Raw genomic sequence first — 24,779 nt, forward strand, 5'->3', positions numbered from 1 at the left:
TCTATGATAGCGCTAAAGCAAATTGAAACCGATATACCACATGTTCTTCAAATATATCTTGATTATTATACTTAATGGCAATATGTAAATACATATTTATTTGTTCCGTTATGCTTATTCACGTTGTTGAAAATAATATATTGAATTCGACGATTATTTTAGCTAAACTATTTTTAATTACGTTACTTTCCATGTACAATACACAATTACAAGTGGATACTAAGGATGATAAATATCTTGGTAAATTTAGCTATATGATGGTTGGTTTTCCAGAAAATGGCGCTGAAGGCGATGTGCTTCCTTTAGGAACTTGTTTTTTTGTCAAAAGAGAAAAAAAAATATACATGGTAACTGCTGCCCATAATATTACCGGCAAAAACACTTTTGATGGAAAACCAACATCACGGCAATTTAATTTTATAGGTTTCAGATATCTTAACACCCAAACAAATGAAATTTCTTTTAGCAAATTAGATATAACGTCTTTAAAAACACAGCTGCCTACAGATTATTTTTATAAATATCCTGACGCTGTTGGCCTTCCAATGACAGATCCTATAGTGGAACCGTTTATTTTCGCTTTAGAGGACGATATGTTTAATTCCGTGGCAGAAAAAGAAAATTCTGATGAGATCATCTCGCCTGGATATCCCTACGTATCCTCTTCACAATACACGAAAGAAATGGAACCTTTTTTCTATTATGGTGTGATTGTGTCAAAAGTTGCTCTTACGCACCCGTACCCAAGCAATGAGAACATTTACTTCATTTCGAAACCTAAATCAACAATGGGCATATCTGGGGCTCCAGTATTTACTAAATATTCCCAGGATGGAGCAAGGCCGATATATATTTTCCGAGGGTTGATGTTTGGGAAGAATGACTTGCTTGATTACGCCTATGTTGTCAAAGCCAATTCTATAATTTATTATTAATTTCCCTTACAGTCAATTATTACCACCCTGATTAAAATACTAAAAAAAGCTGTTATCAAACAGAAGATGACCTCTTTTAAAAAAAATCACTTAAGACAAATATAACCAGTTGCAGGCATACATCTTCGAATCCCGTAGCTTTTATATTTGTATCACATAATGATGTTCTTTAAAAGAAAGCAAAACGAGTCAAAAATTATGGTGACCCATTTTTAAGAATCGATGTTTACAGCGCTATAAACACGCTTCTTTTATAATACAAAACGGAACCCTAGTGGGATCACAAGGCTACACAAAGAGTAGCAATAGCTGACGATATGGATGGTTAAAATCCACATTGGCTGTTAAGTTTATCCCAGATTTAGTTATTTTTTTTGTAACCTTCTTTTTCCTCTCAGCGGCTTATCCTTTTTTGTATTCAAAAATGTCATACGTTTTATCCATTTCGTCTTCTTTCATATTGTAAATCCTTCTGCAACGGTCTTTAAGATTAGACAGACTATATCCTTCAGATACTACTTTTTGCATAATTTTCGCTTTTTATTATGTAACAAGATTTCACTAGGTGAATAATATCTTCACTAAACTCCGGCAATGGATAAGAATAAAGGAAATCAGAAACCATTGCCATCGGCATAGAAAAAATATAGCAGCAGGTACTATTCGCCCGAAAAAACAATGTTGTGTATTGGAAATGAATCAGAGCCCCACAAAGGAGGCTCTGATAAAATAGCATTTATTGCCAGCCAGGCGTTTGTCTGAATATGCTGTTGCTATAAGCAGCAGCTATATCCATTTCCGACTGAGGCACCGGCCACAAAGTATCGCGCAATGGGAAGGTTCTCGAAGCGCCGCTGGGATCTTTTATGGCAGGAATAATAATCCTGTCAGTTGCCCAGCGTTTCATATCAAAATACCGTTGCCCTTCCATTGCAAGCTCGATCCTTCTTTCATGACGGATAGCAGTACGCATGTCATCACGGGAAAGCCCTGCCGGTAGAACGGGCATACCTACACCAGGCCGGGTGCGTATAGCATTCACCGCATCGGATACGCTTGCATCCGGTCCTGCAATTTCATTCTGAGCTTCTGCGTACATGAGCAATACATCTGCATAACGCAGGTATACCCAATCCTGATCGCTTTGTGTACCAATAACGGTTGCGCGGGTAGAATCAACGCCTTTCTTATTCAGGAAGCCAGATGAAGCGCCAATAGCAGCAGGATCAAAAACGATACCTCCTTTGTATAATACGCCAGGCACCAATATGGTAGCCAGTAATCGTGGATCTCTGTTAGTATACGGTTTAGTGGGGTCGTATAACGGAGAAGTGGTAATTGGCTGCCCATCTGTGCATTCATAGTCATTTACCAGGTAACTCAGCGGCTGAAGACTGGAGCTGTAAGTATACAGGTAATCGGCAGGACTGTAAGCGCCTGGCACCTGGTAACGCCCTGAGAACAGGATCTCCGGATTGTTATCTTGTCCGGGTTTCAGGAATAATTTGCGATAACCGCCTGTATATAGGCTGAACCGGCCTTCTGTCATGATCGTTTTAGCTGTAGCCGCTGCTTCCTGAAAGTTGTGGACAGCGAGGAATACCTTCGTGATATATCCCAGGGCAGTGCCTCTTACCACATGTCCTTTGTAGGCAGTATTGGGAAGATTTGCAGCGGCATAGCGGAAGTCGCTCATTACAGAGTCTAATACCACTGCTTTAGGCGCTCTCCCAAACTGGTAAGAAGCAGGTTCTTTCCCTAATGGCTGAAAGGACAGCACAACATCTCCATAAAGCTGGGTCAGCAGAAAATAATAATATCCACGTATGAATCTGACCTCTGCTATGTCGGTATTCCTTTCTGTATCGTCCATTGAAACATTGGCAATATTGGCCAGGAATATATTACAGGCTTCTATCGCCTTGTATGACGTGTTGTAGGCGTCCGACTGGATAGTGCCGGTAGTAGCTTCTATAGCTCCTGTAGCAACATTGGAAAAGGCTCCGCTATAGGCATTGTCCGTCAGCGTTTCCCAGTACGGTGTACCTGCGCCCCAACCCTGACCGGTATTGGTAGAGTTTGTATAATTATATCCCTGTATCAGGAAGCTGTAAATAGCGGTCAATGCCTGGTCTGCATCTGCTTTTGTTTTCCAGAAAGTACCGGAAGATTGTTGGTCAAGCGGGTTCCTGTTCAGAAAATCCTTTCCACAGCTATATAGCATGATCAGGATGATTAAATGTTTTATGTTGTACTTCATTTTTGAAAGATTAAAATGTTTAAAAAGCCGCTTTAACACCGAAAGCAAACACCTGATTCTGCGGGTGCGCCACAAACCTTGTATTATTAGATACCCTTTCCGGATCAAGTCCTTTAAACCCGGTGAAGGTGAGCAGGTTATCTCCCGCAAAGAAGACACGTAGGCTGCTCAATGCCGCCCGTTTCGCCAGGGAAGCAGGAAGCGTGTAGCCTATCTGCAGATTTTTGAGCCTTAAAAAAGAGGCTCCTTTCAAATAATAGGTGGATGCGGTGCTTATATTGCTGCTGGCGTTACCCTGGCCGGTAATGTATATCAGGGGCATGGTAGTACTGGGATGTTCCGGTGTCCAGGCATTCAGCCAGTCTGTACCAGGAGGGGATCCCTGATTGAAAGGTTGAACACCCCAGCCGTTCACAAAGAGTTTCTGTCCGTAGGAGCCGTAGAAGAATACAGAGATATCGAAATTCTTCCAGGAGACACTTGCATTAAAGGAATAATCGAACTTAGGAAAAACACCCGGTACAATCACCCGGTCATTGGCATTAACAGTATCGTTACCCGATACGTCTTTGAACTTCAGATATCCCGGTTGAGGATTGTATTGTTGTACAGGAGATCTGGTAATTTCACCGGCAGACTGGAAGATACCGGCATACTCATACAGATAAAAGCTTCCATAGGGCAGCCCTTCCTTAATAATCGTATTATTGCCTGTGTTGATAGATGGTGCTCCAAACTTAATGACGGTGTTTTTATTGGTTTGAAAAGTACCGCCGGCAGAAAATCTTACACTGCCTATGTTATCGGTATACTGAAAAGAAGCTTCCACTCCTGTATTCTTCATTTTACCCTGGTTGAGGGTGGGTGCATTCAAGCCTATATACGCCGGAATCAGAGGCGTATACAGGATATCATACGTCAGTTTATTATACCAGTCAACGGTGATATCCAGTTTATTGAAGAGGGAGACATCTGCACCTACGTCAAAAATGCGGGTGGTTTCCCATTTTATGTTGGCGTCTACCAGTCCGTTCTGCGCAACGCCTGAGTTCAGCGTACTGCCAGAAAACGGATAGGCGTAGCCGGTATTGGTATTGTATGAGTTCTGGCTGGTGTACACATCCTGGTAAGGATAGTTACCTATATTCTGATTGCCCAGTTTACCCCATGAACCACGCACCTTTAAATTGTTCAGCCATGAAATACCGCTGAGGAACTGCTCACGTGTCAGCATCCAGCCGGCCGAAACAGATGGGAAAAGCCCCCACCGGTTATTTAACGGAAAACGGGAAGAAGCATCATAACGGGCATTGACCTCAAGCAGGTATTTTTCATTGTAATCATAGTTGAATCTACCATAATAAGAGCGTAAGGCCCATACTGAAGAGGTGCCTGTGGCTATCTGGGAGCCTGCGGGACCAGCATTCAACTCATGCAGGTTATTGCTGGGAAAAGGCGTATTACGGGTACCTACGAGTCGCTGTGCTTTGTTATACTCTACCTGGGTACCGGCTAATAGTTTAAGATTGTGCTGGTTAAATGATTTCGTATAGGTGAGCTGGGTATATCCAACCGGGTAGACCATATTAGTGTCTGTTACTACCAGTCCCTGTCCGTTCACGTCCAGCGTACGCTCGGGCGCATCATTTGGTTTTGCGAACCAGTTATATTGGTTGATCACAGGTTTAAAGTCATACACCTTGTTGAAGTCGAAGTTAAGTCCTCCGCTTGTTCTCCATTCCAGCCCTTTCAGGAGGCGGATATTCAGGAAAAAGCTGCTTTGCAGATAGTAGTCGTTACTATTAACAAGTGCATTCTCTGCAATAGCCACGGGGTTCTTGTTAGGCGTTTGCACACTGGGATACACAGAGTTTACATAACGTCCGCTACCATCAGGCAATTTAGGCCCATACATAGGAGATTGAGAGAGCGTGGACAGGAACATATCCTGGCTGCCCCTGGAAGGATATATTCGTTTACCGTAATTGAGTGTAACGCTGGAACCGAAAGTAGCCCAGTCATTGATTTTGGAATTGAGGTTAAACTGGAGGTTGTATTTTTTATAGGAAAAGCCGATCATAATATCCGGCTGGTCTACGTAGCCAAGACCGATATTATAAACAGTTCCGTTATTGCCGCCTGTCATGCCGATATGATGTGTTTGTACCTGTACGGTCCTCATAACAGCATTCAGCCAGTTGAAATTGGGATACCTGGCGGGATCAGAAGGGTTGGTATAGGCCGCGATCATTTCCGGAGTAAACCGGTTAGGGTAGCCGGAGTTGACAGCTGCCTGATTATACAACTGCATATACTGTACAGAGTTATAGATCAGGTTATCAGGCAGGGCGGAAGGCTTTGTGATGCCTATGCTGTAATCGTATGACAGCTGGAACCGTCCGTTTTTCCCCTGTTTGGTAGTCACCAGTATCACGCCATTGGCGGCCCTTGTACCATAAATAGCGGCAGATGCGGCATCTTTCAGCAGCGTAACAGATTCAATATTTTGCGGGTCCAGCACGGTGAGACTTCCAGGCAGACCGTCCACAATAACCAGGGGACTGCTGCCTGCGGAGCTGTAGGTACCCAGCCCTCTTACCCGTAGTACGGAACCTTCGTTACCGGCTTCACCGGAGCCTTGTGTAAGGGATAGTCCGGGCATTTTTCCCTGTAACAGCTGCACAGGGTCCGTGGCGATCCTTTTATTCAGTTCGGCCCCGTTTACTGTAGCAACTGCTCCGGTCAGGTCCCCCTTTTTCTGTGTACCATAACCTACTATCAGTACTTCGTTCAGACCTTTACTGCTTTCTGTAAGCGTGATCTCTATTTTCTGCCGGTCGTTGATGGGAATTTCCTGTGTCTGAAAACCGAGGACGGTAATAACCAGTATTGCGTTAGCGGGTACATTGGTGAGGGCGTAATGGCCTTTATCGTCTGTAGACGTTCCTATGCCGGATCCTTTTACTCTTACAGTGGCTCCGGGAACTGGCTGTCTGTCGCTGTCCCGGAAGACTGTTCCGGTTATTGTCCTGACTTGTGCATTTGTGGTAGTCAGCCAGACGAAAAAAAATGTAACGCACAGAAATAATAGTCTGATGCGGGGTTTATAAGCATTAATCATAACGTATGGATTTAAGTGATGAAAAACATATTTATCAGATAAGGGGGGAATAGCTAACAGTAATGCAAACGTTTGCACATAAGTACGTGATTTTAACGTGGAGAATAAGATAATATGCCGTAAAATCTGTGATTTGGGTTACTGACGAGCTGTGACCATGTTACCGGACATTAAAGGAATCATATATTAGGGTAAATAGCTCTCATGATTTTCTCCAATACCTATACTTTTTTCGCTTTTTTAAGGAATGGATGCCAGATACTGCAGTATAAAATAAAAAAGCAGCCGGAGCCCGGCTGCTGAAGTGTAATCACATCTGGATTAGAAAGAGGATACTATCCAACAAACAGATTTGTATTGTGGAATACCGATTGAACAAACGCTATAATAACGATGATCAATCCGAACATGAAAACGTTGTACGCCGCTCTTAATAACCTGTATTTCCTTCCTAATACAACCCCTTGAGCATATTCATCCTTGATCAGGCTTTGATATAAATACTCCTCATCACCCAGGGTTTGAGTCATGCCAGCGGAATATTCTTTTATTTTCATTTTATAGAAATTTCCAAAGAAAAGCAGGTTTACTTTTTTGTCGGTTATATCTGATGGAGTGAATCTGCCTTTTGGAAGAGAGGGCCTGGTAGCTAAAATGGCCAGGATCAAAGTAAGCAGACTGGTTGCCAGTAAGATGAATGTTGGCAGGACCAGATATTGAACATCTTTTAAGCGCCCCAGAACCAGACTGATAACAGCAGAGAGGATAATAGAATTCACTGTGATCAATATCTGCGCCTTATTATCCGCCATATCACTTAAGCGGTGGTCTGTGCCGGCAGTAACTCTCAGCAATCTCTCGATTAAAATACTGGTATCAATTTTTGTCGAGGGCGGAATTTCCGCTGGCTTTTGATCTTTATTCATTTGTACATTATATTTATAACCAGCATATAAGCTTTGGTTTATTAAAATTAAGGTAATCCATCATCAATTCATTCGACAGCTTTTCTTTCCTTAAAGCGGGATTGCTATTGCATGATAAGATTATGGCAGCTGTTATAAAAAAAACATAAAATTATACTTATATTCATACAAACAAAATACATGGAACTCAAATTAGCCATTTATTTGTTTGTTAATGTCCTTATTTTTCTGGTCATAAATGCGGTTTATGAAGAAGTATAAAAAAATAACAATGTTTTTTATTGAATTCGCATTAACACTGGTAGTGTTTATTGTATTTTTCGAAATTATCGACCCTCCACTCTCCTTAGATAGAATAGTGACAGGTATATTCGTATCTCTGTTATTAACGTTTACTTTTTCTTTCTTCCTTAAAAGAAAACAGAAAACGGAAAATAATATGTAATACCTGCCATAATGGACATCCTGCTTATAATAAAAAGAAGCTGTCACTGGCAGCTTCTTTTTATTATAAGTATAGTTATAGTTGTAGGAAAAACAAAGCTGCACCACACATCATAAACAAAAACCAAATTTCTGAAAAATCTCAATAATGAATGATAATGATACAAAACGACTTTCACGACTGACTGCCATTTTAACCCAATTGCAAACGAAACGACTTTTGACAGCAACAGAACTGGCAAATAAATTCTCGGTTAGTATCAGGACAATTTACAGAGACATAAAGGCTTTAGAGCAGGGAGGAGTTCCAATTTTGACTGAAGAAGGTAAGGGTTATACTTTAATGGAAGGATACAGAGTTCCGCCCGTTATGTTTACCGAAAATCAAGCCAACGCTTTAATCCTTGCAGAACAATTAGTATTAAAAACCAAAGACGCTTCTTTTGTTAAAGACTATTCAGATGCTATCGAGAAAATCAAAGCTGTATTAGGGCATAATGTAAAAGACAAAGCGAACCTGCTTGCCGAACGAACCCGGTTTAGCCAAAACATTAACAGCGAAAAAAACAGTAATAACTTATCGGATTTACAGTTTGCCCTAACAAATTTTTGCCTGACAAAAATTGAATACACCAATGAAGCAAACGAAATTACAAGCAGATTGATTGAACCCTTTGCATTATTAAGTACGCACGAGAACTGGTTATTAGTTGCATGGTGCCGTTTACGTAATGAGTTTCGGTTTTTCCGGCTTGACAGGATTAAAAAACTGGATATTCTTACTGAGAAGTTTACTCCTCACAAAATGACCTTACAAGAATATTTTGACCGTTACTATTAATTTATTTTTGACCCCTGACATAGGGCTGTCATTAGGCCGATTTAGCTTTGCTGCATAAATTCAAAAATCAGATTATGATTAGTCAATTAGCAAACTTAAATTGGATTAGCGTTTTAATTGCATTTGTTGTGTATTTTTTGCTTGGAGCTTTATGGTTCACCTTGTTTTTCAGTAAGCAGTACAAAATTTCTTTGGGTCGTGATAACGAAACTTTGCAAAACAAACCTATCTTCATAGTCGGACCAGCACTGTGCTCTCTGGTGATTACAATTGCGACTGCGGTTTTGATGTATGCCCTGAATATTCAGTCTTTTAGCGCTGCGCTGGAATTTTCTTTACTTGTGGGTATTGGGTATCTGGTTGCCAATACCATCAATATTGCCATCAACCCCAATATTCCCAGACCGATCCTTTACGGAATTATAAGTGGAACATATCATTTATTAGGCATTTTAATAGTGAGTATCATCTTAGTTATAATGAAATAACAAAGAAGTTATGCAGAAAAAAGAAATAGCAACTTTTTGCCCGGCAAGCAAACAAGACTGGAGACAATGGTTAAAAGAAAACCATCATGTAAAACAATCTGTTTGGCTTGTTTATTATAAGAAGAAGTGTAATGTTCCTACAATAACTCATAGTGATGCTGTTGACGAATCTCTTTGCTTTGGCTGGATAGACAGCATAAGAAAATCCCTCGACAATGAAACGTTTATACAATTCTTCGGCAAAAGAAAACCTAATAGTGTTTGGTCAAAGATAAATAAGGGAAAGGTACAGCGATTAATTGAAGAAGGTCTTATGACACAAGCAGGTTACGAAAGCATTGAAACTGCAAAACAAAATGGTTCGTGGACAATTTTAGACGATGTCGAAGAGTTGAAAATTCCCAAAGACCTGGAAAAAGAATTCAAAACAAAACGAGGTTCAAAAGACTATTTTTTGAGTTTAAGCAAGTCTGTCAGAAAAAGCATTTTGCAATGGCTTGTTCTTGCTAAACGAACAGAGACCAGACAAAAACGAATATCTGAAATAGCAGAACTTGCTGCCCAAAAACAGAAACCGAAACAGTTTTAGATGTTATTCATCAAACATTTTTGAAGTTCTGATACCTGTAAACATATTTATAGTAAAGGGTTTCAGCAAATCTGCTGAAACCCTTTACTATTTTAAAGTGTCTCTATTGTTTCGTAATTATTTTCGTATAAGTCTTTCCATTATGAGAAATCTTCACAACATATGAACCTGTTGGTAAATTTTTTGTATCCAGTGAAGTGCGATGACTGCCTGGGGACAAACTGGAATTAAGTACCATCGCAACTCTTTTCTGCTGCATATCAAATACTTCTATTGTACTGGTACCTGCTTCTTTTAGCTGCAAATCGATAGTGGTGAGCTGCTGGAATGGATTAGGATAAATGTTAACGGCTACTGGAGCGCTGGCATCCACCTTATTATCAGCAGCTGCAATAGTTGGTGTAGTCAGTACAGTAGTGCTACCGCAGGTTGCACTGCCTTCAGCAATGCAGAAGTCGGCAAAGCGTACCTGTTCATCGCGCATACCATCCACCAGTTTACGATAAATACCCCACTTAGGTCTGCAGAAAGTGGTACCACTTCTCCACATATCTATGTTGTTATTGGTATATGACAACAGGGTAGTGCCATCACTTACTTTTTTGATAGTTATCTGGTAAGTTCCAGTGGATGTGTACTTGATCTTTTCTACTACTTCTACCCAGGTACCCTTGAACAATGATAAATTGGCATTGGCTTTTTCACCAGCACCAGACAAACCAGAGCCAGGTGTATAGATGAGTTGCAGTTTTTGTGGGCTGCCGGCACGTGGCGTCAGGGTAATCAGTGGAGCGCCATCATCGCCATCTCCGGCTTTAATCTGATGCAGGTGGCAAAAGCCGGAGGTAGGTATAAAACCAGCATCTATTTTAAATTTCCATCGATAGGTAACTGTTTCGCCATTGGCTGCTTTCACATTGTCCGGAGATGATCCAAATGTTTTGATCTCATTCCGCTGACGGTCTGTATTAGTGCCACAGCGGTCATCATCCGGGGTGGTGTGGATATGAAAAATGAAGACATTTTTATTCAGATCTGTATCAAACACTTCTGTGATATGCCGACCAAAAGAAGGGTGTGAACAGTCCGGAACTTCACCTGTTGTACCACTACCCAGTACACTTTCAATAAGTTCGTAGGTATTACCCGGACCATTAGCAGAAAGGGTTACCTGAGCATGGCTATACAAAAACAGCAGGAGAGAAGTCAGTAACAGTGAGACTGACCTGCAAAAGAAGGCCCTGTGACTCAGCAGGTGAGACACGGTGATATACAATTTCATAAGTGTAAATTTAGTTTTGAGGGTTTTTGTTCAGTTTTTTGAGTCTTATGCAATCGATTGCCAAACATTATTAAGTTAATACTTTTATAGGGGATAAACAACAAATTTATAGGTACTTGTTTGAAATAGCTTAGTTTGTTATATTACAGAAACTATTATTATAAGTTATGAATGAGATTTTAAATCTACTGGGAAAATCTGAAAACGATAAAGAAGTAAAAATTCTTTTGAACGAAAATAACTTTTCACTCCCCAAAGCAAAATACCATGTAGAATCTCTTTTTGGTACTTCTTTGAATGTAGATTTTAGAGTTAAGTTTTCATATGATGAAATTTATAACGGTACTATAACGAATGAAGACGTTAAAGTTCCTTTTGAAGAATATAAACCTGCATATGAATTGATTTTAGAAGGGATTTCTTTTAAGGACTATTTCCCATTTGATTTAACGCAGGAAAGCACTAAAGAGGAGGTTAAAAAGGTAGGTAACGTATATAACAAGCCAACAAAAGATTTATGGTATCTTATAAAAGACGACTATCATTTATCAATAAATTTTAAAGACGAAAAAGTATATCACATCACTGTAACAAAGCAAACACTTTCCTTTAAAGAAAATTTAGAAATTACAAAACAGCTAAAAGAACAAAGTAAAAATATAAACCCGGCTAATATAGAAAGATTGACAGATTACGATTTGTTAAGGCCTACTGTTAACTGGAAGAAAAATATGCAGGAATTAGCCGGATTAGATGCTGATTTTTATTCTATTGAGAACCTGAATAAAATGGATGATATACTGGATGAATTTTATAAGATGTTGAAAAAGTATACACTGGAGAAAAAGGCGAGTAATATTTATAATTCTGTAAAAAAGACAGTTGATAGTTTCAATAAATTAGAAGATAAATATGGATATTTTACTACAGATGAAAGAGGAAGTTTAGCCACTTATATAAATGAAATGGTGATGATCACTGGTCTGAAACTGGAATTTGATGTGACTGAACAATGGAGGAATTGGTAATTAGATAGGGCCGTCTTGTTTTTAATAAGACGGCCCTATTTATATTATTTAAAAAAATAACTCACATGCAATACTGCAGCAAACTTAGTCCCCGCTGTAAATGCAATACCATTAACAGCTTCCTCGTTCTTTAACCGTGTTAAAGTTTCAAATTGAGTCTCTTTCCATTTCACATTGAACAGGTTATTAATAGTTAACCCAATCTCATATTTAGGCTTGGTATAATTCAATACGAGATCATTTACAAAATAACCTTTCGCTGTGAGGGAGTAATCTTCATTAGCCGCCCTGTCACCCAGATAACGGTAACGTAAGCTGCCATTAAAGCCACTTTTAAATAAATAAGTAATACCACCAGTACTACTCCATACAGGGGCAAGTGGTATATAGTTCTCGCCCTTAGGATCATCCATTGAACGACCATGTGCATAGTTAACATCTGCATCCAGATACAGAGCCGCAAAAGGTTGATAACGTCCTGAAAAGTCGAAGCCTATGCGCCTTGTACGGCCACTGAAATCAACTGTTCCGCCATCACCTGCATATACGTATTCTTTCTGCAGATAACTATACCATACAGCAGCATTGAACAGCAGACTTTTGGATAGTTTAAACACAGTCCCCAGGTCTGCACCATAAGCAGCCGGTAATGTCTGTGATCCTTTCTCTACTACAACAACACGGGTATCATTGGAATGAAAACCTTTACCTAAGAATAAGTAAAACTGGGTTTTATCCGTTGCCTGGTAATAGAAATTCAGCTTCGGACTGACAACATTATTATTCGCTTTGTAAACACCAATTCCGCTAAGGGTACTATCACTGGCCAGCTTATTATTGTATTTATAATAAAACTGATCAAATCGCAGACCTGCATTCATAGTGAATTTAGAGCTGAATTGAAATGTTTCATTCAGATAAGCGCCGGCACTAAATTCAGTGATATCTCCCAGTTTAATTGGACTTATCAGGGTATACCGGTTTACTGTATGGGAAAGCTCAGAATTTGTAGTCGCATCCAAACGCGCATTGATACCCGCATCGGTAGTTAACTTAGTATCCCCTATATATCCCTCATGTACATAACTTCCATTATACCCGTATAAATTACGCGCTTCTTTTTGTCTGATCTCATCACCATTAATCGTATCTACTAAAAAGAAGGTGAAGTTAGTATGCAAATCAAATTTATACCTGGAATAGTATAACTGATTCTTGATGATATCATGATTAGGTAATGTAGTCAGTAACTGAGCATTGAAATTCGTGCGGGAAGTAACGCCCCCTTCATTTGGATCAAGTGCCCCGTAAAAGTCTACTTTGCCTTCGTCTACGGCACTCTCCGGTATCTGCCCTGAAGCATTCCATTTACTGTACAATGTAGATGCTGTAAGCGTAAGCCAGTTATTATCATTCAGCTTACCATGATATTTAGTGAAAAAATTAAACCGTTTGAAATGCTGAGGATTCTCAAAATAACTATCGCTGTAACGATATTCAGAAGCAGCATACCAGGATTGATCATTTGCTTTGGCCTTTTCACCCAGCAGGTTGATCATCCCTAATACACGATAAGTATTATACTGACCGCCTTCAACTTTTACCGTATTCGAACTAATCGCATCCGCAGTATTAAAGTTGACAAACCCGGTTACTGCCAGGTCACCTTTTTCTGCATCATACATTCCTTTTTTATAAGTAGTGCTTTCAATCGTCTCCGGTATAATAAAATGACTATCAGCATATCCCTGTCCATGTGCATGTGATACCATGTTGATAGGCACACCATCTACACTCATATTAATATCTGTACCATGATCATTATCAAATCCACGCAGAAATATCTGCTCGGCTTTACCACCACCCTGATGCTGACCAATAAACAAACCCGGAACAATCCTTAACACTTCCTGTGAATTAGATACACCCCTTAACTTAATATCCATTTCGCTTAATGCTTTATATGGATTTCTTGCATTGGCCGTGATCACTACATCCGTCAATTGTGTTTGTTGAGAAGCAATACTGATTGTTTGTCCGTTCTTAAAATCCGTAAGCAGGTAAGATTTCTTCTGATACCCAACAGCTGATACTGTAATAGTGGTAGCTGCTCCTGCTACATTTTTATAAAAGAAACGCCCGTTTTCATCTGTAATGTCTGTCTGGTTACCAGGAGATAAACGTACTGTAACTCCGTTTGCCGGTACATGTGTTGCACTGTCTATAACTTTGCCTGAAAGGCTTTTTTGCTGTGCAGAAACAGCATTAAATATCACGAGATTGCCCGCGATAGAGAATAATAGTTTATAAATGTTCATTCTTTAAGTTGTAGGGAATACAAAAGACTGATAAGGCGCGACGAGGCCTTATCAAATACTAAAACAAAGTATATTCCTACACTCTTGGGGGAGGATAATCAATATCAGGATAAGAGACCGGATAAGAACAATTAAATAAAGAATAAGACTGATTTAATGTGCGATCAACAGGGGAGTGGAGAACAACATGAACAGTAGGGATATGAGAATAGTCTTCTATCCCTAACTTAACACTATTGGTAGATTTATCTTTTTCTGATTTTGAAATTTCAAGACCAACGTGGTTTTTTCCATGTACCTGGTGTTCTTTCAAGAGGTGTTCTTTCTCCCAGAAAGTATGTGCTACTATATCTGAGATCAAAGGAATCAAGGGGCTGAAAATAAAAAAGACGTAGGAAAATAATACGACATAAGATAAATCCTTAATCAGTTCCTTTTTCAATGGCTTGTCTGTACCATTGGTCGGTTTAACCAATGATTCATTCAGATCATACACGAAAAGAAACCAATATAGTTTTTTTATCAAGTTCGCAGTATATGTTAAATATTAATAAAATAGTAATACTTTAGACAATCATCGACTTACAAGGTTTAATATCGCCTAAATATAATGATAATTGGTTATGAATTTTCAATATGCCACACTGTTCTGGCACATGTGCAACCGGGAGAACTGGCCAGGTTACTATCATCCAATACCAATATTCAATACCTTATAGAAGGATATCAGCATATTTTGCCATATGGATTAGATCATATTTTATTTATACTGAGCCTGTTTTTATTAAGCCCACGATTAAAGCCGGTTTTATGGCAGGCTACCGCATTCACGATTGCTCATTCGATTACGCTGGGGCTGGCCATGTATCAGATCATTACCCCTCCCTTGCACGTTATAGAACCATTAATAGCATTATCAATTATGTACGTGGCTGTAGAGAATATCTTCTCTTCTAAGCTCAGACCTGCAAGAATAGGCATTGTATTTCTGTTTGGATTAGTCCACGGATTAGGTTTTGCTGGAGCATTGGCTCATATGGGTTTGCCCAGGGACCATTATTTTGCCTGCCTTGTTATGTTTAATCTGGGAGTTGAATTAGGACAGATCACCGTTATCTTAGCTGCTTATTTCTTACTGGCAAGATGGTTTGCAGACAAACCTTATTACCGTAAACGAATAGTAATACCCTTATCAGTATGTATCTCTGTGATAGCCTTCTGCTGGGTTATCCAAAGGATATTATAACCCGCCGATCCCGGAAAGCCATTTAAGAAATGCAGAAGCCTTTTCCTTGCTTATAAGAATATCGTCTTTTGCTGTAACGGAAACACTTACAGACAATTTTCGGGATAATAAACTGGATACATTTATTATTGCATCTCTGTTGACCAGATAGCGGCGATTGACACGAAAAAAATTATCTCCTACCATACGCTCTAATTCTTCCAGACTTTTGCCCGGATAATAAGTGTTCCCATCAAATGTCAACAGGTGGACCATATAATCGTCCAGACAGAATAATGCCACCGCTTCAATTTTTACTGGCAGGATCTTGTCCTTATATCTTATCAATAGCGCTGTTTCCTTTGATACTTTAACATTCTCCATAAACAGCCGTTTTATGGATTCATATTGCCTTGCTATTTCTTCCTGTCCAATCTGCGCGAGGTTTTTATATTTCTGCAGGGCAGTGGTAACTGAGGACAGCGTAAAGGGCTTCAGGATATAATCTATACCATTTGCTTTGAATGCATTTAATGCGTACTCATCGTAAGCGGTACAAAATATTACCGGTATGTTTAAATCACTCAGGATCTCAAAGCTGAGTCCATCGCCCAACCGGATATCACTAAAAATGAGGTCGGGGACAGGTTGGGATTGGAAATACGCAATCCCATCAGCAACGGACTTTAATACGGCTGCAATCTCTATGGAAGAATCCGACTGCTCAATGGTCTGCATCAGATCTTCAGCAGTAATTTTTTCATCTTCTATAATAACAACTCTCATTCATCCAATATTTTTAACCGGACTGTAAAAAATGAATTATCCGAATTGATAATAATATCCTCTGCTCCAAGTAAACGGTAACGTTCTGCCAGATTAGACAGCCCCTGACCGGTAGAAGGTTCTTTGTATTTAGGAACATGGATACTGTTCCTCACCACTACATAGCCATTTTCTTCCCTGATTGTAATCTGAAGTGGCGACTCCTCACTTAAATCGTTATGTTTTAGTGCGTTTTCAACCAAAGACTGTAAAGAAAAATAAGGCAAATATTTGGTGTTTTTTGTTTGCTCAGAAAACTCCAATGAATAGTTAAATGCGGCGCCGAAACGTATTTTCTGCATTTTAATGTAATCTATACAGAAATCCAGCTCGTTTTTTATCAGTGTGGTTTTTGTTTGATGGTATGAAATGGATACCCTTAGAAAATTGACAAGATGTATCAGATATTCTTCTCCCTGAGGGGGATTTTTTTTATACAGTGATTTAATGGTACTTAAGGCATTGAAAAGAAAATGAGGATGTATCTGTTGTCGTAACAGAAGATTGGTCATTTCAGTTACATTACCTTTTAACTGTAAGTTTTCAATTACACCCTGGGACTTCCAATACTGAAGGATAACGAGATTCTGGAGAACAATGAGAAATGTATTGATAACCGATGTAGTCAAAATTGCAAACCCATAGGAAACGTATATATTATCGACATCTCCTTCCCATTTCAAGCCGGTAAGCTTAGAATATAAGATCTTTACGAATAGAAAATCAAGAATTGTCACCAGATAACTGAACAGGTAAAAACCTTTTCCTATCCTGCTTTCTTTATTATGGTCTTCTTTGACGAACCTCGACAAAATAGCGAGATTGGCGAAACTTAAGATGATCATGAATACCATACTCTGCAGAAAACGAAGCAAAGCAGCATAAATATCACCATGGAACACGCCCAATGATAAGATAAAGAATAGTAAAGCGAACGTGAAGGATACGATCCAATTCAGGTTCCTGAGGTTTTTGATTGGTAAACGACCTGGCATGAATACAAATGTAAGCGTTTTTATGGTTCGTCTGAGGGACTGGAAAAGACCTGTATGCTGTATCATAACGGTAATTGTAAGCTGTAGGGATTAATAACCGTTGAACGGGGTAAATCCCGATGGTGTTAGTACTCCACGGGATTTACCCCAATATCAACTTTGTGCTCTCTAAAAGTTATAGAACAGACTTACCTGCGCAGTAGAGCTTTTGAAATCCTTGGTAATAGTTGGATCATTAAAGTTGTTCACTTTGGTTAACCCGTAAACATACCTTGCACTAACACCAAGACCTGATTTCGATAGATATCCGATACCACCGACAGCCCCCATATTCATGTTTTTCGCAAAGCTACCGCCTGTTATCCCGGATTCTTTTAACCCGGCGACCTCTTCATGCACTTTGAAGCTGGTCTGGGTACCTGCTTCGATAAAAAGCCCCATATTGGTTTTGTATCTTACTACTACAGGTACAGCGACGTAATAGAGTTTGATATCCTGTCCACCGAAAAGGGTACTTTTGCTTTTTGCCCCTTCCATGCTAAATAAAAAGTCTTCCACAAAACTAAAGTGATCGCTGATCCGAAAAGATACGCTTGGACCTGCATGGAAGCCGAACGATGGGTCTGTAGCAAAACCAGCATTGGTAAAATTGCTATAGTTGCTACCCGCTTTAACTCCAAAGGATAACCTGTCAACTATCCCCCCTAAAAAACTTTTATTGGCCTCCTGGGAAAAACATTTGCCTGAAAGCAGTACTAAACTGAATAAGAATATTTTTTTCATTTTGACTTGGTTTTTAATTCTTTGGCAAAGTTTAGGATTCGCAGCTAACAGGTAAAGTGGAAGGTGATGGAAACAGGCGATATGGCAAACGATCCGGAAAAAAGGCAATTAAAGCGGCATATCCTGATTTGGGCTTTTAAGCCTGGTATTTTGGGGAAGAGAAATGTAGATATCTGGCAGGAGTAGGTATAATATAAATGTTTATATATGATAATTAATATCAATTTAGTTGGCCTGATGTAGCTAAACCATATGATTTATGCTTTATAAACCTAATCGTTTAAAATAATCATCCTCGCTCTCTTCATATTCTGTATAGTCCCTGTTAAAATCCAACAGACTATCTCTGATCTCATATTTATCAACAACATATCGACAATCTCCCTCATCATTTTCTTCGGAGTATAAAAGAAAAAATATTGCATTCTCCAGATACCTTGCAAATGCGGATATACAGATGTAATAGGTATAATATGGATTATATACGGTATCAGTGTAAAGTTCTATACCATCTTCTCTCACCTTTATAAATTGCTGAACACGACCCTGATGACGAGGATCGTTGTACGATGCAACAATATTCTTTATTGTTTCATAATGCTCAGGCTTAAACCTGATATGAACTGTATATTCATTAAAAACCGGAAATTGCTGACGACTATATATAGACTCATGCAGCATGACTGATGTATCTGTCTTCTGGAGTGAAAGATCAAAAGCTTCTTTATTCATAATTATTGGTTTCATGCCGGTGAGCACAAATTAAAAAATAATTTGCATTATCAGTATTCTATCGTAATATTGCGATGTGTTAATGATGTAACGTATGGGAGCTTCAAAAACGGATTTATTTACGAAACAACAGAATGATATAGCCTTGATGGCTAAAGCGCTGGCACATCCGGCCCGTATTGCTATTCTGCAGTATCTGGTGAGGAAAAATGCCTGTGTATGTGGTGATCTGGTGGAGGAATTAGGGCTTGCTCAGGCTACTACTTCTCAGCATTTGAAAGAGCTGAAATCAGCTGGTATCATACAGGGGAATATTGAGGGTGCCAGCGTTTGTTACTGCATAGATCCAAAGGTTTGGAAACAGTATCAGTCAATATTTACCGCGTTCTTTAAAGACGTTAACACAGACAATTCCTGCTGTTAGTTTTTTTGATTATATCTATCGTAATATTACAATAATAAAACATTATTTTATGTCTACAGATGCACAGATAAAGGATATGGTAAAGCAAAAGTATAGTGAAATTGCTTTACAGGATAAGGGAGTGAATGCAACTTCCTGTTGTGGTGCCGGTGGTTGCTCCACAGAAGCATATAACATCATGAGTGATGATTATACCCAGCTGGAGGGATATAATCCCGATGCCGACCTGAACCTTGGATGTGGCCTGCCTACACAATTCGCTAAAATAAAGAAAGGGGATACGGTTATCGACCTGGGATCGGGTGCAGGTAATGACTGTTTTATAGCCCGTCAGGAGACCGGGGAAGGAGGAAAAGTGATTGGGATAGACTTTACCCCGGCAATGATAGAAAAAGCCCGTATTAATGCTGAAAAGATCAATTTTGATAATGTTGAGTTTCGGCAGGGTGATATTGAGAAGATGCCGGTTACTGCAAATACTGCGGATGTAATTGTAAGTAATTGCGTATTGAATCTCGTACCTAACAAGGATGGCGTATTTAAGGAGATCATTCGTGTGTTAAAACCAGGAGGGCATTTCAGTATATCAGATATCGTACTGGTAGGAAATCTGCCATCAAAAATACAGGAAGCTGCTGAGATGTATGCAGGTTGTGTATCCGGTGCTATCCAGAAACAGGCATATATGGACCTGATAACAAATAACGGATTTACGAATGTTACTATTCAGAAAGAAAAAGTCATTGTAGTACCAGATGATATCCTGTCAGGGTATTTGAACAAAGAGGAAATCGAACAATTCAGAGCAGGGAATACGGGTATTTATAGCGTAACTGTATATGCTGAAAAACCTGTTGAAACTAAGAGCTGTTGTGGCCCTGATTGTTGCTCATAATGCAAGATATCTGTTTATACCAACCAATTATATACCATGAGCAACTGTAATCCTGCACAACGAAAGCAATTGAGTTTTCTGGACAGATTTCTTACATTATGGATCTTCCTGGCAATGGCCATAGGAATAGGCATAGGTTATTTTATTCCATCATCTGCCGGATTTATTAATTCATTCTCTTCAGGAACAACGAATATTCCATTAGCCGCCGGATTGATACTAATGATGTATCCCCCACTGGCAAAAGTGAAATACGAAAATCTGGGAGAGGTCTTTAAGAACGTAAAGATATTATCAGCCTCCCTTTTATTGAACTGGATAATAGGTCCGGTCCTGATGTTTGGCCTGGCTGTATTATTCCTCCACGGTTATCCTGAGTATATGACAGGATTGATATTAATAGGATTAGCACGTTGTATAGCAATGGTAGTCGTATGGAATGAGCTGGCTGATGGTAACCGGGAATATGCTGCGGGGCTGGTTGCATTAAACAGCATCTTCCAGGTATTGCTTTACAGCGTATATGCTTACATATTTATCACCTGGCTGCCCACTGTGTTTGGTATGAAAGGTATCACGGTATCAGTTACTATCGCTGAAATTGCAAAAAGCGTGGCTATCTATCTTGGTATCCCGTTCCTGGCAGGTATTGTAAGCAGGTATGCACTGATAGCATGGAAAGGAGAAACATGGTTCCGCGAAAAATACGTACCATTCATATCTCCAGTTACCCTGATAGCTTTATTGTTTACGATCGTTGTCATGTTTAGTCTGAAAGGAGAATTGATCGTACAGATCCCTATGGATGTGATAAGAATAGCAATACCACTGGCTGTTTATTTCGCCATCATGTTCCTGGTTAGCTTTTTTCTTGGGAAAGCAATGGGTGCAGACTATTCCAAAAATGCAGCTATTGCTTTTACCGCAGCAGGCAATAATTTCGAACTGGCTATTGCTGTAGCAATAGGTGTATTCGGAATCAATAGCGGTCAGGCATTTGTGGGGGTTATAGGGCCACTGGTTGAAGTACCGGCATTGATTAGTCTCGTAAATGTTGCCTTCTGGTTAAGGAAAAAATATTATACCAATAAATTACAAAGCGCTTAATAAAATCTGAAATATGAAAATTGCATTATTCAGTGATATCCATGCAAATCTACCTGCTTTACAGGCTTTTTTTAAGGATGTGGAAGAAAGAAAACCGGATGCTGTTTATTGCCTGGGGGATCTGGTAGGATATAATATCTGGCCTAATGAAGTGATTAACGAAATCCGTAAACGTGGTATTCCCACAATAGCTGGTAATTACGATTTTGGTATCGGGCGTATGAGTAATGATTGCGGCTGTGCTTATAAAACTGATCTTGAGAAAGCTAATGGGAGTGTTTCCATCTCATTTACGAATGAGATAGTGAAAGAGGATGAACGCAGATACCTGCGCACTTTACCAGCCCATATCAAAGTAGAGTTTCAACTGAATAATGATAAATTAAATCTGCTGCTGGTACATGGTAGTCCCCGCAAGATTAACGAGTATCTGTTTGAAGACCGGGAAGAGAAAAGTATGTTAAGGATTATGCATGACGCTGATGCTGATATCATGTGCTTCGGTCATACCCATAAGCCTTATCATCGTGTATTGACAGAAGAAAATCTGCATTACCGTCATGCTATCAATATAGGCTCTGTTGGCAAACCTAAAGATGGGGATCCACGTGGGGGATATGTGATGCTGCATATTAATGAGAATAGCAGTATCAGTGATAAACGTACTGTTCAAACTGAATTTATACGTTTTGAATATGATGTGGAGAAGGCAGCAAAAGCAGTGGAAGATAGTCCTCTGCCAAACGATTATGCGGAAAGTTTACGCAAGGGCGTTTAATTAAATAGAGAGTCGTCCCTATCCGGGGACGGCTCTCTGTTTTTATTTGCTGTTCCATTCTTCTAAAGTAAATACAGTAGCCTGGAATGGGAAAATTTTATTGATCAGAATATTGTGTACTTCTGTATCTCTGTCGGTACAGCAGTCTGATAATACAGAAACACGATAATCTTTATCAGCAGCTTCCCGTAAAGTTGATAATACAACTCCGCTGGTAGAAACGCCTGTAAGAATGATATGCTGAATACCCTGCGAGCGAAGAACCACTTCAAGATCACTTCCTGTAAATGCACTGAGACGACGTTTGGTAACAACGATTTCTCCTGTTAGCGGAGCAACAGCATCATCAATCTTCATCATTGCATCCATGTTGCCCGTATTCCCTGCTGCCCTTTCTTTGCTTGCGGCAAAAACTTTATTATTCATGCTTACTTCAGGCATTCCTGGCCGGAAACCAACTACTGCATAAATAACTGGTATATTCCTGGAACGGGCAGATGTAACAGCTTCCGCGACCTTAGCCGTGATTTCACTGTAATCAGGAAGATGACGGATAACAGCTGGTTGCATATCCATTACAAGCAGCGCCGTGTTTTGATTATTTACGTCCATTTAATTAGTTATTTCTTACTTGTAATATACTTTTAAAGTAGGATGTAATTGCTGATTTTTATGATTACTGCTGGCAAACATAAGTGCACGATAGAAATTTTCATTCTGTAACCTGATCATAAAACCATAATTGTTGGCCGGCTCTTTCACCATATTACCTACCATGGCAGTAACGTCGATCACATAATCCTGGGTTGCTGATGTACTGGCTGGTATTGCCACCTGGTTTTCAGTTATAACGGAAGGTTGGTTGTTCCATGTTACAGAATCTGCTTTCCAGGGAGAGGATACGGGTATCAGGTAACCATCATTGGCTCCTGAAAGCTGCGAATGCTGCGGATTATTTCCCTGATCGGTAATATGGTACAAATAGAGTTCTGCCTTGGTCACCTTTGCCTTTACCGGTATGGAAGACAGATCGAAACGGATTAGTCCCCTGCAATCAGCCGGGGTACCATCGAATGTCCAGGCCATAATCGCAATTTTATTGTCATAGTTTAGGTTCCTGTCGGGATGGAATTGATGTACATAGGTATCTTCGCCTTTTTCCGGGCGTTGTACCAGTACTTTGCTGTATTTACAGCTGGTAATTGAAAAAGCCAATAAAACGAATGGGATAAAGGATTTTACGAATTTCATATAGGTATATTTGATATAATCCTGCTAAAATAAAAATTAATACCGGGATCAGCAAGCCAGGCCATAAACAAGGTTGCTGAAACGACATTCATAGATAATGAATTGTATGCTTAACGGGAATTGTGTTCTAAACAACTGGATTATAGGCTAAAGTGCACTTAGGTGCGCTTTTTTCGTTTAAATTAGTATTGTCCAATTCACCCCTTCATTTACCTGATTCCCGTCTTAATCTGCCTAAGTGGAATACCTTCTGCTGGTCATCAGGCTACTTTTGAAATAGTTTTGTGGAAACAATCAGAGAAACATGAAAACGATCAGATTTTTTGTACTCACTTCTTTTCTCATTATTAGCGCATTTTCTCTTTCTGCCTGTATGGGGCAGGATACACTTAAAAGCGCGGGTGGGAATGGTTTTGCCGTGCTGGAGCTTTTTACATCGGAAGGATGTTCCAGTTGTCCGCCGGCAGATGAGTTGATGGCTAAAATACAACAGGAGACGGCAGGTAAGGAAGTTTATTTACTGGCTTATCACGTTGATTACTGGGATAGGATGGGGTGGAAAGATGCTTTCAGTAATGCGGATTATTCCAGGAGACAGTCGCAGTATGCAAGCTGGCTGAACACAGCACAAATTTATACACCGCAGATTGTTATAAATGGCAGATCTGAGTTTGTAGGTTCTGATGGATCTGCTATCCGCCATACGATTGCTGAACAACTGGCAATTAACAAGGAAGTGGCGCTGGCGCTAAAGGTACATCAGGATGGTGTTGTAGAATATCAGGTAACAGGAGCGCAGAAAGGCAGTGATTTAGTGATCGCTGTTGTGCGGAAAGAGGCACAAAGCAAAGTAGCACGTGGGGAAAATGCAGGACGCTCTCTTTCACATGTACAGATTGTATCTGCATTACAGGTTGAACCCATAAAAACAAAAGGAAGTACAAAGGTTAAACTGCCAAAGGGGTTTGATACTGCAAACTGGGAAGTACTGGGGTTAATACAAAACCACAACAATGGTAGCATTTCAGCAGCTGCTAAGGCTGATCTGAATAATAAATAATTAAAAGATACAAAAATGAGAATCACACATTTTATTATCACAGCGTGTTTATCAGCAGGTCTTACTTTTACTGCTAATGCGCAATCCGCAAAGGACATCCGGGGCGCGGCTCCGGTCGTACAGCTAACTTCAGAACCAGATCCTGTATTAGTGGTAGATCAGCCCCTTGCTGAGCCGCTTACCCAGGGTAGGGTAGTGGTGCAGTACCGCACAGAAAACCTGCGTATTCTGCCTGTTTATGGCGCTGCTGCAAAGAATGTTTCTCCGCGTATAGGCCACCTGCATATTACCGTGGATGACACTCCCTGGCATTGGGCTGATGCAAGCAATGAGCCGCTTATTATAAATGGGTTCACTGCCGGTACGCACAAGATTCTGGTGGAACTGGCAGATCCGACACATAAGATTATCACCCGCAAAACTATTACCTTCATAGTTCCGGAATCGAAGGGTATGGAAATGCATCACTGAT

General features: G+C 39.9%; 25 protein-coding genes. 12 read left to right on the top strand and 13 right to left on the bottom strand.

What is annotated here, in order from left to right:
- The first annotated feature begins 110 nt into the window (after positions 1 to 110).
- A complete protein-coding gene (locus tag BMW86_RS29080) occupies positions 111 to 935 on the top strand; it encodes a hypothetical protein (RefSeq protein ID WP_143056728.1) in 825 nt (274 codons plus the stop codon).
- 402 nt (positions 936 to 1,337) lie between these two features.
- On the opposite strand, the gene BMW86_RS33250 is transcribed toward BMW86_RS29080, so the two are convergent.
- The 4 genes from BMW86_RS33250 to BMW86_RS29095 form a co-directional block, all read right to left on the bottom strand.
- Positions 1,338 to 1,463: a hypothetical protein gene (locus tag BMW86_RS33250; RefSeq protein ID WP_255373037.1), complete on the bottom strand. Its 126-nt coding sequence runs from the start codon at positions 1,461 to 1,463 to the stop codon at positions 1,338 to 1,340.
- 208 nt (positions 1,464 to 1,671) lie between these two features.
- On the bottom strand, positions 1,672 to 3,195 hold the full coding sequence (locus tag BMW86_RS29085; RefSeq protein ID WP_089786921.1) for a RagB/SusD family nutrient uptake outer membrane protein: 1,524 nt from the start codon (positions 3,193 to 3,195) through the stop codon (positions 1,672 to 1,674).
- Positions 3,196 to 3,214: 19 nt separating this feature from the next.
- On the bottom strand, positions 3,215 to 6,316 hold the full coding sequence (locus BMW86_RS29090; protein ID WP_089786923.1) for a SusC/RagA family TonB-linked outer membrane protein: 3,102 nt from the start codon (positions 6,314 to 6,316) through the stop codon (positions 3,215 to 3,217).
- A gap of 335 nt (positions 6,317 to 6,651) precedes the next feature.
- Positions 6,652 to 7,242, bottom strand: coding sequence for a Pycsar system effector family protein (locus BMW86_RS29095; protein ID WP_089786926.1), 591 nt, complete (start codon positions 7,240 to 7,242; stop codon positions 6,652 to 6,654).
- 592 nt (positions 7,243 to 7,834) lie between these two features.
- Between BMW86_RS29095 and BMW86_RS29100 the strand changes: the two genes are divergently transcribed.
- The 3 genes from BMW86_RS29100 (at position 7,835) to BMW86_RS29110 (ending at position 9,604) form a co-directional block, all read left to right on the top strand.
- Positions 7,835 to 8,527 (top strand): helix-turn-helix transcriptional regulator, encoded by a 693-nt coding sequence (locus tag BMW86_RS29100; protein WP_089786928.1) that lies wholly within the window; start codon positions 7,835 to 7,837, stop codon positions 8,525 to 8,527.
- Positions 8,528 to 8,601: 74 nt separating this feature from the next.
- Complete coding sequence (locus tag BMW86_RS29105; RefSeq protein WP_089788230.1) at positions 8,602 to 9,015, top strand: DUF1761 domain-containing protein; 414 nt, start codon at positions 8,602 to 8,604, stop codon at positions 9,013 to 9,015.
- A gap of 10 nt (positions 9,016 to 9,025) precedes the next feature.
- On the top strand, positions 9,026 to 9,604 hold the full coding sequence (locus BMW86_RS29110) for a YdeI/OmpD-associated family protein (RefSeq protein ID WP_089786931.1): 579 nt from the start codon (positions 9,026 to 9,028) through the stop codon (positions 9,602 to 9,604).
- Positions 9,605 to 9,707: 103 nt separating this feature from the next.
- Here BMW86_RS29110 and BMW86_RS29115 read toward each other — a convergent pair whose 3' ends face one another.
- Positions 9,708 to 10,886 (bottom strand): T9SS type A sorting domain-containing protein, encoded by a 1,179-nt coding sequence (locus tag BMW86_RS29115; RefSeq protein WP_089786933.1) that lies wholly within the window; start codon positions 10,884 to 10,886, stop codon positions 9,708 to 9,710.
- Positions 10,887 to 11,053: 167 nt separating this feature from the next.
- Here BMW86_RS29115 and BMW86_RS29120 point away from each other — a divergent pair, with 167 nt between their 5' ends.
- Entirely contained in the window at positions 11,054 to 11,914 is an 861-nt protein-coding gene (locus BMW86_RS29120; RefSeq protein WP_089786935.1) for a hypothetical protein, read from the top strand.
- Positions 11,915 to 11,958: 44 nt separating this feature from the next.
- On the opposite strand, the gene BMW86_RS29125 is transcribed toward BMW86_RS29120, so the two are convergent.
- Positions 11,959 to 14,232: a TonB-dependent receptor gene (locus BMW86_RS29125; RefSeq protein WP_089786937.1), complete on the bottom strand. Its 2,274-nt coding sequence runs from the start codon at positions 14,230 to 14,232 to the stop codon at positions 11,959 to 11,961.
- Between the two features lie 76 nt (positions 14,233 to 14,308).
- Positions 14,309 to 14,758, bottom strand: a complete 450-nt coding sequence (locus BMW86_RS29130; protein WP_143056729.1) for a hypothetical protein — start codon at positions 14,756 to 14,758, stop codon at positions 14,309 to 14,311.
- An 84-nt stretch (positions 14,759 to 14,842) separates the two neighbouring features.
- Here BMW86_RS29130 and BMW86_RS29135 point away from each other — a divergent pair, with 84 nt between their 5' ends.
- Positions 14,843 to 15,478 carry a HupE/UreJ family protein gene (locus BMW86_RS29135; RefSeq protein WP_089786942.1) on the top strand — a complete coding sequence of 212 codons (636 nt, stop codon included), beginning with the start codon at positions 14,843 to 14,845 and terminating at the stop codon, positions 15,476 to 15,478.
- Here the strand turns inward: BMW86_RS29135 and BMW86_RS29140 are convergent.
- The 4 genes from BMW86_RS29140 to BMW86_RS29155 all read right to left on the bottom strand — a co-directional run bounded on the left by BMW86_RS29140 (position 15,473) and on the right by BMW86_RS29155 (position 18,807).
- Positions 15,473 to 16,243, bottom strand: coding sequence for a LytR/AlgR family response regulator transcription factor (locus BMW86_RS29140; RefSeq protein ID WP_089786944.1), 771 nt, complete (start codon positions 16,241 to 16,243; stop codon positions 15,473 to 15,475). The genes BMW86_RS29135 and BMW86_RS29140 overlap by 6 nt on opposite strands.
- The gene (locus tag BMW86_RS29145; protein WP_089786946.1) at positions 16,240 to 17,343 is read right to left on the bottom strand and encodes a sensor histidine kinase; all 1,104 of its coding nucleotides are present in this window, start codon (positions 17,341 to 17,343) and stop codon (positions 16,240 to 16,242) included. The genes BMW86_RS29140 and BMW86_RS29145 overlap by 4 nt, the downstream gene beginning before the upstream one ends.
- A gap of 102 nt (positions 17,344 to 17,445) precedes the next feature.
- A complete protein-coding gene (locus tag BMW86_RS29150) occupies positions 17,446 to 18,060 on the bottom strand; it encodes a porin family protein (protein ID WP_089786948.1) in 615 nt (204 codons plus the stop codon).
- Between the two features lie 264 nt (positions 18,061 to 18,324).
- Positions 18,325 to 18,807, bottom strand: a complete 483-nt coding sequence (locus BMW86_RS29155; protein ID WP_089786951.1) for a hypothetical protein — start codon at positions 18,805 to 18,807, stop codon at positions 18,325 to 18,327.
- A gap of 79 nt (positions 18,808 to 18,886) precedes the next feature.
- On the opposite strand from BMW86_RS29155, the gene BMW86_RS29160 reads away from it, so the two are divergent.
- Genes BMW86_RS29160 through BMW86_RS29175 form a run of 4 tightly spaced genes read left to right on the top strand, consistent with a single transcriptional unit; the run spans position 18,887 to position 21,996 of the window.
- The gene (locus BMW86_RS29160) at positions 18,887 to 19,216 is read left to right on the top strand and encodes an ArsR/SmtB family transcription factor (RefSeq protein ID WP_089786953.1); all 330 of its coding nucleotides are present in this window, start codon (positions 18,887 to 18,889) and stop codon (positions 19,214 to 19,216) included.
- Positions 19,217 to 19,265: 49 nt separating this feature from the next.
- Entirely contained in the window at positions 19,266 to 20,111 is an 846-nt protein-coding gene (locus BMW86_RS29165) for an arsenite methyltransferase (RefSeq protein ID WP_089786955.1), read from the top strand.
- A gap of 36 nt (positions 20,112 to 20,147) precedes the next feature.
- Positions 20,148 to 21,218 carry an ACR3 family arsenite efflux transporter gene (gene arsB / locus BMW86_RS29170; RefSeq protein WP_089786957.1) on the top strand — a complete coding sequence of 357 codons (1,071 nt, stop codon included), beginning with the start codon at positions 20,148 to 20,150 and terminating at the stop codon, positions 21,216 to 21,218.
- 13 nt (positions 21,219 to 21,231) lie between these two features.
- On the top strand, positions 21,232 to 21,996 hold the full coding sequence (locus tag BMW86_RS29175) for a metallophosphoesterase family protein (RefSeq protein WP_089786959.1): 765 nt from the start codon (positions 21,232 to 21,234) through the stop codon (positions 21,994 to 21,996).
- Between the two features lie 42 nt (positions 21,997 to 22,038).
- On the opposite strand, the gene BMW86_RS29180 is transcribed toward BMW86_RS29175, so the two are convergent.
- Both BMW86_RS29180 and BMW86_RS29185 read right to left on the bottom strand, forming a co-directional pair.
- Positions 22,039 to 22,608, bottom strand: coding sequence for a cysteine hydrolase family protein (locus BMW86_RS29180; RefSeq protein WP_089786962.1), 570 nt, complete (start codon positions 22,606 to 22,608; stop codon positions 22,039 to 22,041).
- Between the two features lie 15 nt (positions 22,609 to 22,623).
- Positions 22,624 to 23,247 carry a DNRLRE domain-containing protein gene (locus BMW86_RS29185; protein ID WP_089786964.1) on the bottom strand — a complete coding sequence of 208 codons (624 nt, stop codon included), beginning with the start codon at positions 23,245 to 23,247 and terminating at the stop codon, positions 22,624 to 22,626.
- Between the two features lie 304 nt (positions 23,248 to 23,551).
- On the opposite strand from BMW86_RS29185, the gene BMW86_RS29190 reads away from it, so the two are divergent.
- Together BMW86_RS29190 and BMW86_RS29195 are read left to right on the top strand one after the other, a co-directional pair.
- Complete coding sequence (locus BMW86_RS29190) at positions 23,552 to 24,307, top strand: DUF1223 domain-containing protein (RefSeq protein WP_218149253.1); 756 nt, start codon at positions 23,552 to 23,554, stop codon at positions 24,305 to 24,307.
- Positions 24,308 to 24,322: 15 nt separating this feature from the next.
- On the top strand, positions 24,323 to 24,778 hold the full coding sequence (locus BMW86_RS29195; protein ID WP_177189432.1) for a DUF6130 family protein: 456 nt from the start codon (positions 24,323 to 24,325) through the stop codon (positions 24,776 to 24,778).
- Position 24,779: the final 1 nt, after the last annotated feature.

This window comes from Chitinophaga sp. YR573 (genome assembly GCF_900110995.1).
Taxonomy (GTDB): Bacteria; Bacteroidota; Bacteroidia; order Chitinophagales; family Chitinophagaceae; genus Chitinophaga.